The 14,223-nt window shown below is 68.5% G+C and carries 13 protein-coding genes; 9 read left to right on the top strand and 4 right to left on the bottom strand.

All coding sequences use genetic code 11. The annotated features are described in order from the left end of the window. Positions 1-361: 361 nt before the first annotated feature. Positions 362-1,858: a hypothetical protein gene (locus tag D7V80_RS35590; RefSeq protein WP_120592324.1), complete on the top strand. Its 1,497-nt coding sequence runs from the start codon at positions 362-364 to the stop codon at positions 1,856-1,858. An 82-nt stretch (positions 1,859-1,940) separates the two neighbouring features. On the opposite strand, the gene tkt is transcribed toward D7V80_RS35590, so the two are convergent. The 3 genes from tkt to D7V80_RS35575 form a co-directional block, all read right to left on the bottom strand. Then, on the bottom strand, positions 1,941-3,998 hold the full coding sequence (gene tkt, locus D7V80_RS35585) for a transketolase (RefSeq protein ID WP_120592323.1): 2,058 nt from the start codon (positions 3,996-3,998) through the stop codon (positions 1,941-1,943). 127 nt (positions 3,999-4,125) lie between these two features. Next, the gene (locus tag D7V80_RS35580) at positions 4,126-5,331 is read right to left on the bottom strand and encodes a VWA domain-containing protein (protein WP_120592322.1); all 1,206 of its coding nucleotides are present in this window, start codon (positions 5,329-5,331) and stop codon (positions 4,126-4,128) included. Between the two features lie 19 nt (positions 5,332-5,350). After that, positions 5,351-6,199 (bottom strand): MoxR family ATPase, encoded by an 849-nt coding sequence (locus D7V80_RS35575; protein WP_014400711.1) that lies wholly within the window; start codon positions 6,197-6,199, stop codon positions 5,351-5,353. A gap of 165 nt (positions 6,200-6,364) precedes the next feature. Here D7V80_RS35575 and D7V80_RS35570 point away from each other — a divergent pair, with 165 nt between their 5' ends. The 6 genes from D7V80_RS35570 (at position 6,365) to D7V80_RS35545 (ending at position 11,929) form a co-directional block, all read left to right on the top strand. Continuing rightward, positions 6,365-6,958, top strand: a complete 594-nt coding sequence (locus tag D7V80_RS35570; RefSeq protein ID WP_370452592.1) for a vegetative protein — start codon at positions 6,365-6,367, stop codon at positions 6,956-6,958. A 131-nt stretch (positions 6,959-7,089) separates the two neighbouring features. Further along, on the top strand, positions 7,090-7,626 hold the full coding sequence (locus D7V80_RS35565; RefSeq protein ID WP_120592320.1) for a hypothetical protein: 537 nt from the start codon (positions 7,090-7,092) through the stop codon (positions 7,624-7,626). A gap of 418 nt (positions 7,627-8,044) precedes the next feature. Continuing rightward, positions 8,045-9,154 (top strand): 3-oxoacyl-ACP synthase III family protein, encoded by a 1,110-nt coding sequence (locus D7V80_RS35560; RefSeq protein ID WP_120592325.1) that lies wholly within the window; start codon positions 8,045-8,047, stop codon positions 9,152-9,154. Positions 9,155-9,199: 45 nt separating this feature from the next. After that, positions 9,200-9,817: a DUF2378 family protein gene (locus tag D7V80_RS35555; RefSeq protein WP_120592319.1), complete on the top strand. Its 618-nt coding sequence runs from the start codon at positions 9,200-9,202 to the stop codon at positions 9,815-9,817. Between the two features lie 54 nt (positions 9,818-9,871). Then, a complete protein-coding gene (locus D7V80_RS35550) occupies positions 9,872-10,387 on the top strand; it encodes a hypothetical protein (protein WP_120592318.1) in 516 nt (171 codons plus the stop codon). A 99-nt stretch (positions 10,388-10,486) separates the two neighbouring features. Beyond that, complete coding sequence (locus D7V80_RS35545) at positions 10,487-11,929, top strand: hypothetical protein (protein WP_120592317.1); 1,443 nt, start codon at positions 10,487-10,489, stop codon at positions 11,927-11,929. 11 nt (positions 11,930-11,940) lie between these two features. Here D7V80_RS35545 and D7V80_RS35540 read toward each other — a convergent pair whose 3' ends face one another. Further along, positions 11,941-12,423 (bottom strand): nuclear transport factor 2 family protein, encoded by a 483-nt coding sequence (locus D7V80_RS35540; protein ID WP_120592316.1) that lies wholly within the window; start codon positions 12,421-12,423, stop codon positions 11,941-11,943. A gap of 59 nt (positions 12,424-12,482) precedes the next feature. On the opposite strand from D7V80_RS35540, the gene def reads away from it, so the two are divergent. Then, complete coding sequence (gene def / locus D7V80_RS35535) at positions 12,483-13,022, top strand: peptide deformylase (protein ID WP_120592315.1); 540 nt, start codon at positions 12,483-12,485, stop codon at positions 13,020-13,022. A gap of 3 nt (positions 13,023-13,025) precedes the next feature. Then, positions 13,026-13,730 carry a sterol desaturase family protein gene (locus tag D7V80_RS35530; protein WP_120592314.1) on the top strand — a complete coding sequence of 235 codons (705 nt, stop codon included), beginning with the start codon at positions 13,026-13,028 and terminating at the stop codon, positions 13,728-13,730. The last annotated feature ends 493 nt before the right edge of the window (positions 13,731-14,223 follow it).

The following is a 14,223-nucleotide window of genomic DNA, read 5'->3' as shown; positions in this document are numbered from 1 at the left end:
TCTGTCGCCGAGCTGCTCGCCCAGGCACGCGCTTCATTTGTGCGCCTGGGCTACCGTCACGATGTCCTCGCCGCCTTCTTCGATGACGCGGGCCTGCGCCTTACCGGACTTCCCTGAAGGGGTTTAGGCGCTCAGGCCCGCGCGCCGGAAGTGATGCCTTTCGTCACCACCCGGGGGAGGGGGGGATGGTGACTGTCATCACCGCTGGTGACTGTTGTCACCACCTCGGCTTTCGCGTCATCGCCGCGTAACCCCATGGAATCCTTCAGGGTGTGCTGGTCCGGAGGGCTGGCACGACGCGCGCAATAGGTCCCGGCATGACCGCTTCCACAACGGAAGCCGCTCCAACCGGAGATCGAAAATGACCACCATCAAGTCCACCGTCACCGCCACCCTCAACAAGGCCACCGTCAACGACAAGCAGCTCGCCGTCCTGCGCGGCACCTCGTCCCCGGCGAAGCAGGCGGCGGAGATGAAGGCCACCCTCAACAACATGAAGGCGCAGATGGAGGGGATGAAGGCGCAGCTCCAGGAGATGAAGTCCCAGCAGCACCTCGGCGACCGCTTCTCCACGCAGGGCCACGGCTGCTGGGGCCCGCGCGACAACTGGCAGCCCAAGGACCTGGGCGCCATGGTGGAGATGAACAAGCTGAACCAGACCTCCGGCTCCATCAGCGCGGAGCAGTTCGCGGACAGCATCGAGGCCGCGGTCGGGGACCTGGACGGCCAGGCCGCCTCCGGTGAGTACCGCGCCGTCGCGGACTGGGCCGCCAACAACCGCGAGCGCCTCACCCCGGAAGCCCGCCAGGTGATGGACATCTACAGCAAGTACGCGGCGCTCTCCCAGTCGCGCGGCGAGTCCGGCATCCCCCAGGGCGACTTCAAGAAGATGCTCGCGGAGATGCGCGACGTGGGTGACGCCAGCGCGAAGAAGGCGCTCGCCAACCTGGACAGCAAGACCCACGGCGGCACGGTGTCCGGCCAGGACATGGCCCGCGCCATCAGGACCGGCACCGCGGACCACGACGGCCAGGCCGGCGGCGCGGAGCTGAAGGAGTTCGAGAAGTGGGCCTCCAAGAACGAGAGCCGCCTGTCCCCGGAGGCCAAGGAGGTCCTGGACGTCTACCGCAAGCACACGAAGGCGGCGCAGGCCCAGGGCCGCTCCGGCCTCACCGACGCGGAGACCGCCGCGATGAACAAGGAGATGCGCCAGGTGGGCGCCGGTGACGTGAGCGCCCGCAAGGCCACGGAGGCGCTCGACAAGCAGAGCGGCCCCATCTCCGGCGAGGACCTCACCAAGGCCATCAAGGACGGCATCTCCGACACGGACGGCCACTCCTCCACCTCCGAGCTGAAGGAGTTCGAGAAGTGGGCCTCCAAGAACGAGAGCCGCCTCACGCCCGAGGCCAAGGAGGTCCTGAAGACCTACCAGCAGGCCGCGAAGAAGGCCGGCCCGGAGGGCATGACCCAGAAGGAGGCGGACGCCATGTTCAAGAAGATGGAGGGCTTCAAGACCTTCCACGACAGCTCCATGCGCGACGCGCTGGAGGGCCTGGACGCCAAGAAGGGCAAGATCTCCGGCAACGACCTGACCGCCGCCATCGAGAAGGGCGCGGGCGACCTGGACGGCCAGGCGGCCGGCACCGAGTTCACCGACACGATGAAGTGGGCGCGCCAGAACTACGACCGCCTCACGCCGGAGGCGAAGAAGGTCGTGGACACCTACGAGAAGTACGCCACCCGCGCGCAGGCCAGCGGCTCCACGGGCATCGACCAGAAGGACTTCAAGAAGATGATCAACGAGATGAAGTTCGTCAGCAACCCGCGCCCCACGCGCCCCGTGTTCTACGCGGCCTGATGTGAAGCAGGGGGGATTGAAGTCAGAGGGGTCCCGGACCTTCGGGGGAGGGTCCGGGGCCCTTCTTTTTTCTACAGGCGCGTCAGTGCTTCTTCGCCTTGGCGATGGTGGCGTGCGCTTCCTTCACCACGTTCTCCACGGTGAAGCCGAACTTCTGCTGGAGCGCCTTGATGGGGGCGGAGGCACCGAAGCTGCGCATGCCGATGATGCTGCCCGTGTGGCCCGTCCAGCGCTCCCAACCGAACGCCGCGCCCTTCTCCACGGAGACGCGAGCCTTCACGCCCGGAGGCAGCACGCTGTCCTGGTAGTCCTGGGGCTGCTGCTCGAACAGCTCCCACGACGGCATGCTCACCACGCGCGCCTTCACGCCTTCCGCCTTGAGCTTCTCCGCGGCCTCCACCACCAGCGCCACCTCCGTGCCCGTGCCGATGAGGATGACGTCCGGCGTGCCGCCCTCCGCCTCCAGCAGCGTGTACGCGCCCTTGGCCACGCCGGACGCGGGGGCGAACTTCGTGCGGTCCAGCGTGGGCACCGGCTGGCGCGACAGCACGAGCACCACCGGGTGGTGCTGCTGCTGCGCGATGTAGCGCCACGCCTCGGTCACCTCGTTGGCGTCGCCGGGGCGCAGCACGATGTTGCCCGGCACCGCGCGCAGGGACATCAGCTGCTCCACCGGCTGGTGCGTGGGGCCGTCCTCGCCCAGGCCAATGGAGTCGTGCGTGAAGATGTGGATGGACGGAATCTCCATCAGGGACGACAGGCGCATGGCGGGGCGCTCGTAGTCACTGAAGATGAGGAACGTGGCGCCGTAGCCGCGCACGTGGCTCAAGTTGAGGCCGTTGACCACGGAGCCCATCGCGTGCTCGCGCACACCGAAGTGGATGTTGCGGCCCGAGTACTCACCCGGCTTCAACGACGTGGACGAGGAGATGTACGTCTTCGTGGACGGGTTCAGGTCCGCGGAGCCGCCCACGAGCCACGGGTAGTTCTTCGCCAGCGCGTTGAGCACCTTGCCGCCGGACTCACGGGTGGCCATGCCCTTCGCGTCCGCGGGGAACACCGGCAGCTCCTTGTCCCAGCCCTCGGGCAGCTCGCGCTTGAGCAGCGCGTCCAGCTCGCGGGCCAGCTCCGGGTGCTGCTTGCGGTAGTCCGCCAGCGACTTCTCCCACGCGTCGCGCAGCGCCTTGCCGCGAGCGCCCATGCGCTCCTGGAAGCGCTCGCGCACGCCGTCGGGCACCAGGAACTGCGCGTCCTCGGGCCAGCCGTAGGCCTTCTTGGTGGCCTTGATTTCGTCGGCGCCCAGGGGCTCGCCGTGGGCGCTGGCGGAGCCCTGCTTCTTGGGCGAGCCGAAGCCGATGAACGAGTTGACGATGATGAGCGTGGGCTTGCCGCGCTCGTCCTTGAAGGACTTGTAGGCCTTGGACAGCGCGTCCAGGTCGTTGGCGTCGGTGACCTTGAGCACGCGCCAGCCGTAGCCCTCGAAGCGGCGGCCCACGTCCTCGGTGAAGGCCAGGTCGGTGCTGCCGTCGATGGAGATGTGGTTGCTGTCGTAGATCCAGCACAGGTTGGGCAGCTGGAGGTGGCCCGCGAGCGAAGCGGCCTCGGACGCCACGCCCTCCATCATGTCGCCGTCGCCGCAGAGGGCGTAGACGTCATGGGTGAACAGGTCGAAGCCGGGCTTGTTGAAGTGGGCGCCCAGCCACTTGCTGGCGATGGCCATGCCCACGCTGTTGGAGACGCCCGCGCCCAGGGGGCCGGTGGTGGTCTCCACGCCGGTGGTCCAGTGGTACTCCGGGTGGCCCGGGGTGGCGGAGTCCAGCTGGCGGAAGTTGCGGATGTCGTCCAGGGACACGGCCGGGACGTCCAGGACCTTGGCGTCCTTCACGCGCTTCACGCCGGCCAGGTGCAGCAGGCTGTAGAGCAGCATGGACGCGTGGCCATTGGACAGGATGAAGCGGTCGCGGTCCGGCCAGTTCGGCGTGGCCGGGTCGTACCGCAGCTCCTGCTGCCACAGCTGGTAGGCCACGGGAGCCAGCGCCATGGGCGCGCCCGGGTGGCCGGAGTGGGCCTTCTCCACCGCGTCCATGGACAGCGTGCGGATGGTGTTGATTGCCTGGGTATCGATTTTCTCGGTCGTCATGCGGCCTCCCGCGCAGGACTGCGTCGCGGGCGCACCATGCCGTAACTGGAGCCGCCGCGCCGCACGAAACACGCCCATCCGTCGGCAGGCACACCGACGGCCGGGCGGCCTCGCACCTTTCCGGGAATCAACGCCGCGCCATCGCGCCCCGGGGCGTCTTCCCCCGGGTCAGGTGGTTCACCGCCTCACCCAGTCCCTCCACGGTGAGGGAGAACATGGGGAACACATTGGCGATGACCGCGATGCTGCCCGAGCGCCACGACCCGCGAGGCTCCGGGTTGAGCCACACGTTGCGCTCGAAATGCTGCGCCAGTTGCATCAGCCACGTGAGCCCTTCCAGGCCCTCCTGGCGGTACTGGCCATTGGCATCCGTGCGGATGCCCAGCTCATACGGGGCCATGGACGCATCGCCCACCATCACCAGCTTGTGATGCCTTCCCACCTGCGCGGTGAGCTCCGGCACGGTGATGCCGCCCGTCAGCTGCGGCGTGGCGTACAGCTTCCCGTAGACGCAGTTGTGGAAGTAGTAGGTGCGCAGTTCCTTGAAGTGCGTGGCCTGGCTGGCGACGCTGAACAGCCGGCTTACCAGGTGCGCGTACGGGTCCATGGACCCGCCCACGTCCATGCACAGCACCACGCGCGTGTTGGGCCGTCGCGGCGGACGCGTCACCACCTCCAGCTCGCCCGCGTTCTTCGCGGTGGCGGCGATGCTCTCGTCCACGTCCAGCTCCTCCGCCACGCCCTCGCGCGCGAAGGCCCGCAGCTTGCGCAGCGCCACCGCCAGCTGCCGGGTGTCCAGCACCAGGTCGTCGCGGTAGCCCGCGTACTTGCGAGCTCCGGCCTGCCACAGCGCCTGGCCCTGACGTCCGCCCGTGCCGCCAATGCGCACGCCCTGCCGGGCCGCGCCGTTGTTGCCAAAGGCAGACGCGCCGCCCGTGCCCACCCAGCGCGTGCCGCCGTCGTGGCGCTCGGTCTGCTCCTTCAGGCGCTGCTCCAGCTGCCGCCGCAGCTCTTCGGGGTCCCACTGTTCCAGGAGCGCCAGCTCCTCCGGGCTCAGGTCGGTGCGCTCCTTGGCCTCCTCCAGCCAGGACAACAGCTCCTCGGTGAGCTTCAGCGCGTCGGAGGCGACGCCCTGGAAGTGTGAGAGGAACGCCTGGTCAAAGGCATCCAGCTGCGTCTCCGAGTGCACCAGGAGCGCGCGAGCCACGTGATAGAACCCATCCAGGCTGCTGTCATGCAGCCCGGCCTTCAGCGCCCCGGCCAGGGCGAGCGCCTCCTGCGCGCCCACCTTCACCCCGCGCTTTCGCAGCTCGTAGAAGAACGGCAGGAACATGGCGTGGCCCCGTGTTCCTTTAAGCGCGCGTCCGCCGGCCGCGTCCGAAGGCTTCCGCCACCGCCACCAGGTCCTGCTCCTTCTTGAGCAGCGCGCCCAGGAACGGCAGCTGCTCCTCCAGCTTCAACTCCACGACGCCGTTGGCCTTGAGCACCGAAATCCAGTCGATGAGCTCGCTCGTGGAGGGCCGCTTGCGCAGGCGCGTCATCGCGCGCAGCTCGTAGAAGACCTTGAGCGCCTGGTCCGCCAGCGCGGAGTCCAGCCCCGGGTGGTGCACATCCACGATGCGCTGCATGAGCTCGCGCTCCGGGAAGTCGATGAAGTGGAACACGCACCGGCGCAGGAACGCGTCAGGCAATTCCTTCTCGTTGTTGCTGGTGATGAGCACCACGGGGCGGTGCTTCGCCACGACCTCGTCGTTGGTCTCGGAGATGCGGAAGCGCATCCGGTCCAGCTCATGGAGCAGGTCGTTGGGGAACTCCAGGTCCGCCTTGTCCACTTCGTCGATGAGCAGCACCACGCGCTCCGGAGAGGCGAACGCCTCGCCCAGCGGGCCCATGCGGATGTATCGCCGGATGTCTCGCACGTCCCCGTCTCCGAAGCGCGAGTCATACAGCCGCTGCACGGTGTCGTAGACATACAAGCCGTCCTGCGCGCGCGTGGTGCTCTTCACGTGCCAGGTGAGCAGCTTCAATCCCAGTCCCTGGGCAATCGCTTCCGCCAGCAGCGTCTTGCCCGTGCCGGGCTCGCCCTTGACCAGCAGGGGGCGCTGGAGCGTGAGGGCGCAATTGACGGCCGCCTGCAGGCCCTCGCTCGTGAGGTAGGAGTCGGTGCCGCGGAAGCGAACAGGAGTGGGAACCGGAGTCATGGATGGTTCCTTTAACACCCTGGGGAATGTTTCCATCCCTCCCCAGGCGGTTGGGTGTATATCCTGCCCCACATGGCCCCACTTTCCCTTGAAACCGAACTTCGCGACATGGTCCGCCGCGAGTTGCAACTGCAACTGGCTCCCGTTCAGAAGGCCGTGGCCCGTATGGCCAAGGGGCTGGATGCGTTGGATGCGCTGCGCGCGGTGACCGACCGCCTGGCGCCGCTGTCCAGCCGCCTGGGAGCCGTGGCGGGCGTGCGCACGCCCACGCTGGCTCCGGAGCCGGTTGCTCGCCGCCGTCCGGGCCGTCCGCCCAAGGCCGCGCCCGCCGCGAAGGCCGCGCCCGCCGCGAAGGCCGCGCCCGTGAAGGCCGCGCCCGCCGCGAAGACGCCTGCCGCGAAGGCCGCGCCCGTGAAGGCGCCCGCCGCCAGGTCCCCGGGCCGCCCGCCGAAGGCCGCCGCCGCGGAAGGCAACGAGGCCTGCGCCGTCATCGGTTGCAAGCGCCAGAGCCGCTCCAAGGGCTATTGCTCGGCGCACTACCAGAAGCTGCGCCTGCTCATCCGCACGGGCCGCCGCCCGGACGCGTGGGTGGATGGCGCGAAGTCGCAGTCGGTCCCGGACGTCACGCTGCCGCGGGGTCGCGCGGGCAGCCAAGCGCTGAAGGAAGCGGCGAAGCCGGCCGCGCCCGCGGCGCCGCCCAAGCCCAAGGCGTGGGTGCGCAAGAAGGGCTCCAGCGGCGGCATGGTGTCGCTGACCTGACGGAGGACGTCGTCCGTGCGCCTCCCCGCGTGGCGGGTCGCCCCGAGCGGCCCGCCGTGCGTGCCTCAACCCCGACACGGGTTGCTTCCTTCGATTGACATGCGGGCCCTGGCGGTGTGAATCCCGGCCCCATGAGCGAGCAATATCCAGTCACCGTCGCGGTCCGCCGTCCCGACGGTTCGGTGGAGCAGGTCCGGGTGGGCACGGCGTACAAGAACGGCGAAGGCTTCACGCTGCAGCTGGGCGAGCTGTCCATGAGCGCCACGCCCGTCGCGGCGTCGGCCCCGGCGTATCGCCGTCCTGCGTCCTCGGGCGCCCCGTCCGGTGGTGGTGGCGGCGGCGGTGGCGACGGCACGCTCCTGCCCAACTACGGCCGCAGCAAGGGCGCCCCCGTCTATGGCGCCAGCCTCCAGGACCTGGAGTTCTACGCCAACGGCGCGCGCCGCTCCCTGTCGGACCCCAGCAAGTCGCGCTGGCACGACAAGGAGCGCCAGCTCCTGGCCGCTATCGAGACGGAGATCGCCCGGCAGCGCGGTGAAGGCGGCGGCGGTGGCGAGGCCCCCTCGCGAGGTGGCGGTGGAGGCCGTGGCGGTGGCTACGGCTACGGCAACCCGCCGGACGACGGCGACATCCCGCCCCCCGGCGACGACGACAACATCCCCTTCTGAAGAAGCCGCCGACCCCCGCGACCCCAAATAAGAGGTCGCGGGGAGATCCAATCGGTCCGGGCCCGCGCAATAAGAAGAGGAGCCCGGCGATGTGGCCGCCTGCCGACTCGGGGGTCATTGATATCGCCGGCCCAATGGTAGATACGGTCTGTGCATTGGATGTCACCTGAAGTGAATTGACACGTCGCGTGTGATTCATTCCACGTCGATGACTTCACTTCTGAAGCATTTCGCATCCTGAGGATTTCACAGGCCTCCGGGGTAGTTCTGTCCTGGCCTGTACTTCATGAATGACGCGTCCAGAATCCGGAACTCCGTCTTTCCAAGGGCTTAGGAAGTGGCCTGGAACGTGCTCTATGCACACAGGCCAGGGAATCCATCCCGTCCGGCAAGGCTGTGAAATCGCGAGGCCATGGAAATGACCGAACGGGTGTGTGTGGTGGGTGCGGGTTCGTTCGTCCCAGCACGGACCATCTCCAACGAGCGGATCGCCAAGGCGATCCCCGGCTGGTCGGCCGCCCGCATCGAAGAGAAGATTGGCATCAAGGAGCGCCGCTTCCTCTGGGACTTCGACGACGAGACGGGCCGCGCCATCCCGCCGCCGGACGACGTACTGGGGCGCTTCTATCCCGCGACGAACACGGACATGTGCGAGGTGTCGCTGCGCCAGGCCCTCTCCCGCGGCGGCGTGGAGGCGAAGGAGCTGGACGCGCTCTTCGTGGTGACGTGCACCCCGGACGCGCCGCACTTCAACCACGACGCCATGGTGCTGCACGAGCGGCTGGGCCTGCGCGAGGACGCCTTCGCGCTGGTGGTGGACGACGGCTGCGGCGGCACGCCCTACGTGCTGGACTTGGTGCGCAAGATGATGGAAGGCGGCCGCTTCCGCACGGTGGCGGTGGTGGCCTCGGCGTTCACCTCGCCGCTGCTCAACCGTGAGGTCTACACGGACGAGCTGCCGCCCACGCCGGGCCGCCCCAAGGCGCTCAACGCCTACCTGTCCATGTATGTCTTCGGGGACGGCGCGGGCGCGGTGGTGCTGCGCAAGCAGGAGGGTGACGAGGACGGTCCGGGCATCCTCTCCTCGTTCTCCGGCAACGCGTACGCGGAGCTCGTGTCGCGCCGGGGCGGCGGCATGCTGAAGCTGCCCTACCAGCCCGGTCGCACGCGCCCGGCCGACATGGCCTTCGTGGTGGACGGCTTCAAGGTCGCGCGCAGCTACCCGGAGTACATGCAGAAGTGCCTGGACGCGGTGCTCACGCCCACGGTGCGTGAACAGGTGAAGCGCTACTACTTCCACCAGCCCAACAAGCGGGTGATGGACTCGTTCGTGGCCCGCGCGGGCCTGCCGAAGGAGGCCGTGGCCTGCAACGTGGATCGCATTGGCAATACGTCCGCGGCCGGAATGTTGATTCTCCTGGCGGACGACCTGGAGCAGGGTCGTGTTGCACTCGGCAGTGGGGACCTGGTGGTGGTGGCGGCTGTCGGTGCCAACGTCCATTATGGGGCCCAGCTCGTGCGGCTGTAGCGCGCACGGGTGTTCATCTCCTCCCCCCCGGAGATTTCCCCCTCTATGAGTGAGCAGCGCAAGGAAGTCGTGGCCTTGGAGCCGGTGATTGCCCAGGACCTTGAGAAGCGTCTGGCCCTGTCGACCCCCGACGACACGGCCCGAGGCATGTTCTTCAACGGAGCGCTGAACGCGGTGCGCATCCTGGGCGGCGACGCCGCGGTGGAGAAGTGCCTGGCGGTTGGGCCAGAGAAGAAGTTCGTGGACTTCTTCAACTACCCCGTGGCGGGCTTCCTGAAGCTGTCCTTCACGGGAGCGCAGCTGATGGGCCCGCAGCTGGGCGGCTTCGACGCGATGTTGCGCAAGATGGGCATGCAGGCCACCACGGACTTCCTGTCGTCGGCGGCGGGCAAGACGCTGCTCTTGCTCGCGGGTGACAGCCCCAAGCGGCTGGTGACGAACCTGCCCACGGGCTACCGCGCGGCGGTGAGCTACGGCGAGCGCAGCGTGGAGTGGACCAGCGACCGCTCGGGCAAGCTCATCATGAAGCGGGACTTCATGCCGCCCGCGTACCACGAAGGCGTGCTCCATGCGGTCATCGAGGCGCTCGGTGCCCGAGGCGTCCAGGTGAAGGGCCGGCAGACGGGCCCGGTGGACACGGAGTACGCGCTGTCCTGGCAGTGACCGCGGCACGACCCACGCAGTCCTCGCTGTCCTCGACGAAGGATGGGTTTGGACATGTCCCAGGAACAGGCAGGAGCGACGGTGCGGCTGCGGTCCGGCGCGGAGTGGGTGTATGCCTTTCGCTCGCAGGAGGACGCCGCGACGCCACCGGATGAAGCGGTGTGCGCCGCGGCGCCCTTCACGCCCACCGTGAAGCTGGGCGCGGGCCTCTACGTGCCCGCGGGCGACGGCAACTACGAAAGGGTGGGCTCGGCCACGGCCTGCTTCCGGCTGACGGACCGGGCCTTCACGCCGGGCACGCAGGTCCCGTTCTACGCGCGCTTCCTCCTGCCGGTGGGAGCCTTCACCGCGCAGGGCGAATGCGTGCTCGTGAGCAACGACCAGCCCCAGGCGGGCGTGGTGCTCGCGGGCGGCGCGCTCAAGCTGGTGGAGGTGCCGCCGGGCTTCGTGGGCGGCGTGATGACGAACCTGAGCGTGTTCAACCCGCTCAAGCTGCCCGGCTTCGCCACGGGCTCGTACTACACGCTCTACACCTTCCGGAAGGAAGACACGGGCACCTCTACGCCCTGAGCGCGGACGCTGCTCCCGGCACCCCAGGGTGAGCAGGAATGTCGGGGATGCCTGGGAGAATACGTCCCTGGGCATCCGACGCCATCACCAGGGGGACGCATGGAAAGCAGGTGGAATCCGCTCTACGAATCGCTCGGCTATCGGTCGCCCGCGAGCGGAAGGGTCGTGCCTGCGGAAGCACCGCTGCCGGAGGACACGGACCTGCCCCTCCTCGGCCCGGAGGAACTGGAGGCGCTCAAGTCCGCCTTCCTGCGAGAGCCGGAGGACGTGCTGCGCTGGATGGAGAGTGGCCTGGGCGCGAAGGTCACGGTGGGCGCGTTCGTGGAGGCGCTGCGAGAGCTCGAGCTGCTCTTCACGGACCCCAACCAACTCCAGGAGCAGCTGGACGCGACGGAGCGCCACGTCCGTCAGGGGACGGGAGGTCTGCCCGCGGACTTCACCTTCCCGCTGCGGACGGAGGAGATCCCCATCGACCCCACGCGCACGCGCTTCGAGCCGCAAGCGGACCTGCGAGGCTGGCTGTTGTTCAGTGGTCCGGTCTGGTTGGAGCAGGGCGCGGCGGCGCGGCAGGCCCCCTTCCGCTGGCACTTCGGAGCGAAGAGCCGCTTCGTCTATCCGCTGAGAGAGCCGGTGCCCGGCCATCCGGTGGAGGTGGCGCTCTTCGGGGACTTCGGCACGGGCGAATACGCCTCCCGGTACATCGCCCGGCAGCTGGTGATGCGAGGCGAGCGCCTGGACTGCGCGGTGCACCTGGGCGGCGTCTTCTATTCGGGCCGCCAGGGCGAATTCGACGCGCACATGGCGGAGCCGCTGGAGCCGCTGCTCGGGACGACGGCGCTGCTGACGCTGAACGCACCGCCTGAGATGCGCTCGGGCGCGGGCGCCTACTTCCGCTACCTGGACGAGCGCCGGGGCGCGAGCTCCCGTCACCCGCAGGAGGGCAGCTACTTCTGCCTCGCCGCGGAGCGCTTCCAGCTCATCGGCCTGGACACCGCGTGGTTCGAAGCGGGCCGCCACCGCGAGCCCGCGCTGCTGCAATGGCTGGAGCAGCGCCTGTCGGAGGGACGCCGGCGCGGAGCGATGAACATCCTGGTGAGCCACGCCGCGCCCTATGGCCCGGACGCGGAGCGGCTCGCCCCCCTGGTGACGGAGGACCTGCGCACCCTCGTCGTGGAGCGCGAGTGGGTGGACCTCTGGTGCTGGGGAGGCGCCCAGGCCGGAGCGCTCTACGACCGTGCCCCGGGCCTGCCCTTCCTCGGCGCCAGCCTGGGCCACGGAGGCTTTCCCTCCGAGCGCAGGGATGCACCGGAGTACCCGGTGGCACCGGTCCGCTTCTTCGAATCCCGGCCGCGCTTCCCGGAATGGACGGGCGTGCGCCAGGACCGGGGCAACCACGGTCACGCGACGCTGTGGCTGCACGCGGATGGCCAGGCGTCGCTGCGCTACACGGACTGGATGGGCCAGGTGCGCTGCGAGGCGACCCTCTCACGCCGGGACCCCAGGGAGCCCGTGACGCTGAAGACGCTCGACGTGAGGGAGTGAGTCACTGTCCCTCAGGTTCCGGCGATGCCGCGCTCCTTCATGTACTTGCGCAGCCCCGCGGCGCCCTGGGCGCGCACCTTGTTGTGCAAGAGCGGCGTCCACCCGAGCGCCCATCCCACCGGCCCCAGCGCCTGCCGCGACCAGGTCCAGAAGGGGAACCGGTCGGTGTGGCGGACAATCTTCCCGTCCTTGAACTCGAAGGTCGCGTCGATGCGGTTGAGCACCTTCCGGCCCGTCTGGCTGAAGGTGTAGCGCGCATCCCAGTGGGCGCTACCGGTGCGGTCATCGGCCTGGACCTGACTGAAGTCGAGCTCCAGGTCCTTGCCGCGCTCCAGCAGCATGCGCCACATGGAGGTGACCCCCGCGTAGCGCAGGCCCTGGAACACGGCGTCGTTGAACTCCACGTCCGGGTGGTAGCAGGCGGCCATGCCGTCCGCGTCGCGCCGCTGGAAGGCCGAATAGAAGTCAGTGATGAGCTGGGAGTGCGGGTGCATGCCGCCGGTCTAGCGGAACTGCCGAGCAATGGAAGGGGCCGCATGGCAGAGTCCGAGGCATGGCTCGCGACATCGTCATCTGGCCCCACAAGGTTCTCACCACCGCTACCCAGCCCGTGACCGACTTCGGACCGGCGCTCGAAACGCTCCTCCAGGAGATGTCGGAGGCCATGGCGGAAGCCAAGGGCATCGGCATCGCGGCCAACCAGGTGGGAATCCCCCTGCGAGTGGCCATCGTCGGCCGCGAGGACGGCACCCAGTTCGAAATCGTGAACCCCCAGATGCTCTCGAAGGAGGGGAGCGTGAAGCTGGAGGAGGGCTGCCTCTCCGTGCCGGACGTCTGGGAGAAGTGCCCCCGCGTCGAGCGCGTGAAGGTCCGCTACCAGGACAAGACGGCCCAGTGGCACGAGCTGGAGGCGGACGGCCGGCTCGCGCACGTGCTCCAGCACGAAATCGACCACCTGGACGGCCACGTCTTCGTGGACCACCTCTCCAGCCTGAAGCGCACCCTCATCCTGGACCGCATGAAGAAGCTGCAGAAGTCGCTCGCGCGCCGGAAGGAAGCGCCCTCGGAAGGCAAGGGGACGAAGCGCTCCTGACGCATGGAACCGCACCCTGTCCCCCGCAAGGTCCAGGCCTTCCGTGAGGAGTACCGGGCCCAGGCCATCGGGCCCGGCTACCGGGGGCAGGTCCACTTCGCCTTCACCAGCCTCGTCTGCCTGGGAGGAATCGCCCTGGCGCTGAGCCAGGTGGAGGCCCCCCGCGTCTGGGAGCTGCTCGGAGTCCCCGCGGTCATCGTGCTCGCGAACACGGTCGAGTTCCTCGGACACCGGGGACCCATGCACCACCGCACCCGGGGCCTGGGCCTGATGTTCGAGCGGCACACCATCCAGCACCACCGCTTCTTCACCCACGAGGCGATGGCGTACGAGTCCCCCAGGGACTTCAAGATGGTGCTCTTCCCGCCGGTGCTGCTCCTCTTCTTCCTGGGAGCCATCGCCGCCCCGCTCGGCGCACTCTGCTTCCTGCTGATTTCGCCCAACGCGGGCTGGCTCTTCGTCGCCACGGCGCTCGGCTACTACCTGGCGTACGAATGGGTGCACTTCACCACGCACCTGCCGAGCAACCACTGGAGCGCCCGGCTGCCCGGCATCTCCTTCCTTCGGCGGCACCACCAGGTGCACCACGATCCCAGCCGAATGGGCCGGCACAACTTCAACATCACCTTCCCTCTGGCGGACGGGCTCTTCGGGACGCGATGGCGCGCCCCATTGGACGAGGAGCAGACGGCGCGCCGAGGGAAGTGACGGGGAAAGAAGAAAGCCGGAGCCGGGGGTTCACACCTTGGAACGGCGTGCCCATATCCCGGGCGGCTGAGGACGAATGATCAGGCCCGGATCAATCAGGGTTTGACGTCGCCGAACCGAAGCGTTAGAGACTGGACCTCCGCGCAACGAACCGCCGGCCCCCGGGCCTCGGAAAGTCAGCGCGGGGGGAAGAAAAGGATCGACGAAGGTTGTTGATCCCGAACGCGGCAAAGAGGTAGAAGCCGCGCCCCGCCCGAACCGGACCGAAGGCAGCAGGTCGGAACGCAGAGGGTGGACAGCAGCAAACGGTCGCCACCAAAATGGTTGATCGCGGATGCGGTGGTGGTACAAGCCGCGCCCCTCGCTTCGAAGCCCGCGCACTGGCGCGGAAGGCACTTCGTGGAGAGAGCAGCACCGACAAGGAAATAGGGCAGTCAACGAGCGAGTTGACAGCGAACGCGGCGAAGAGATAGAAGCCGCGCCCCACCGAGGA

This window comes from Corallococcus sp. CA054B (assembly GCF_003611625.1).
In the GTDB taxonomy this organism is placed as follows: Bacteria; Myxococcota; Myxococcia; order Myxococcales; family Myxococcaceae; genus Corallococcus; species Corallococcus coralloides.
This window is presented reverse-complemented; position numbering and strand designations above follow the sequence as displayed.

Bases quoted from the DNA above. Each gene is read 5' to 3' on its own strand.
- D7V80_RS35550 (WP_120592318.1), top strand. From the start codon at position 9,872: ATGTCCCAGGAACAGGCAGGAGCGACGGTGCGGCTGCGGTCCGGCGCG.
- D7V80_RS35545 (WP_120592317.1), top strand. From the start codon at position 10,487: ATGGAAAGCAGGTGGAATCCGCTCTACGAATCGCTCGGCTATCGGTCG.
- D7V80_RS35580 (WP_120592322.1), bottom strand. From the start codon at position 5,331: ATGTTCCTGCCGTTCTTCTACGAGCTGCGAAAGCGCGGGGTGAAGGTG.
- D7V80_RS35530 (WP_120592314.1), top strand. From the start codon at position 13,026: ATGGAACCGCACCCTGTCCCCCGCAAGGTCCAGGCCTTCCGTGAGGAG.
- def (WP_120592315.1), top strand. From the start codon at position 12,483: ATGGCTCGCGACATCGTCATCTGGCCCCACAAGGTTCTCACCACCGCT.
- D7V80_RS35590 (WP_120592324.1), top strand. From the start codon at position 362: ATGACCACCATCAAGTCCACCGTCACCGCCACCCTCAACAAGGCCACC.
- D7V80_RS35575 (WP_014400711.1), bottom strand. From the start codon at position 6,199: ATGACTCCGGTTCCCACTCCTGTTCGCTTCCGCGGCACCGACTCCTAC.
- D7V80_RS35570 (WP_370452592.1), top strand. From the start codon at position 6,365: ATGGCCAAGGGGCTGGATGCGTTGGATGCGCTGCGCGCGGTGACCGAC.
- D7V80_RS35540 (WP_120592316.1), bottom strand. From the start codon at position 12,423: ATGCACCCGCACTCCCAGCTCATCACTGACTTCTATTCGGCCTTCCAG.
- D7V80_RS35560 (WP_120592325.1), top strand. From the start codon at position 8,045: ATGACCGAACGGGTGTGTGTGGTGGGTGCGGGTTCGTTCGTCCCAGCA.
- D7V80_RS35555 (WP_120592319.1), top strand. From the start codon at position 9,200: ATGAGTGAGCAGCGCAAGGAAGTCGTGGCCTTGGAGCCGGTGATTGCC.
- D7V80_RS35565 (WP_120592320.1), top strand. From the start codon at position 7,090: ATGAGCGAGCAATATCCAGTCACCGTCGCGGTCCGCCGTCCCGACGGT.
- tkt (WP_120592323.1), bottom strand. From the start codon at position 3,998: ATGACGACCGAGAAAATCGATACCCAGGCAATCAACACCATCCGCACG.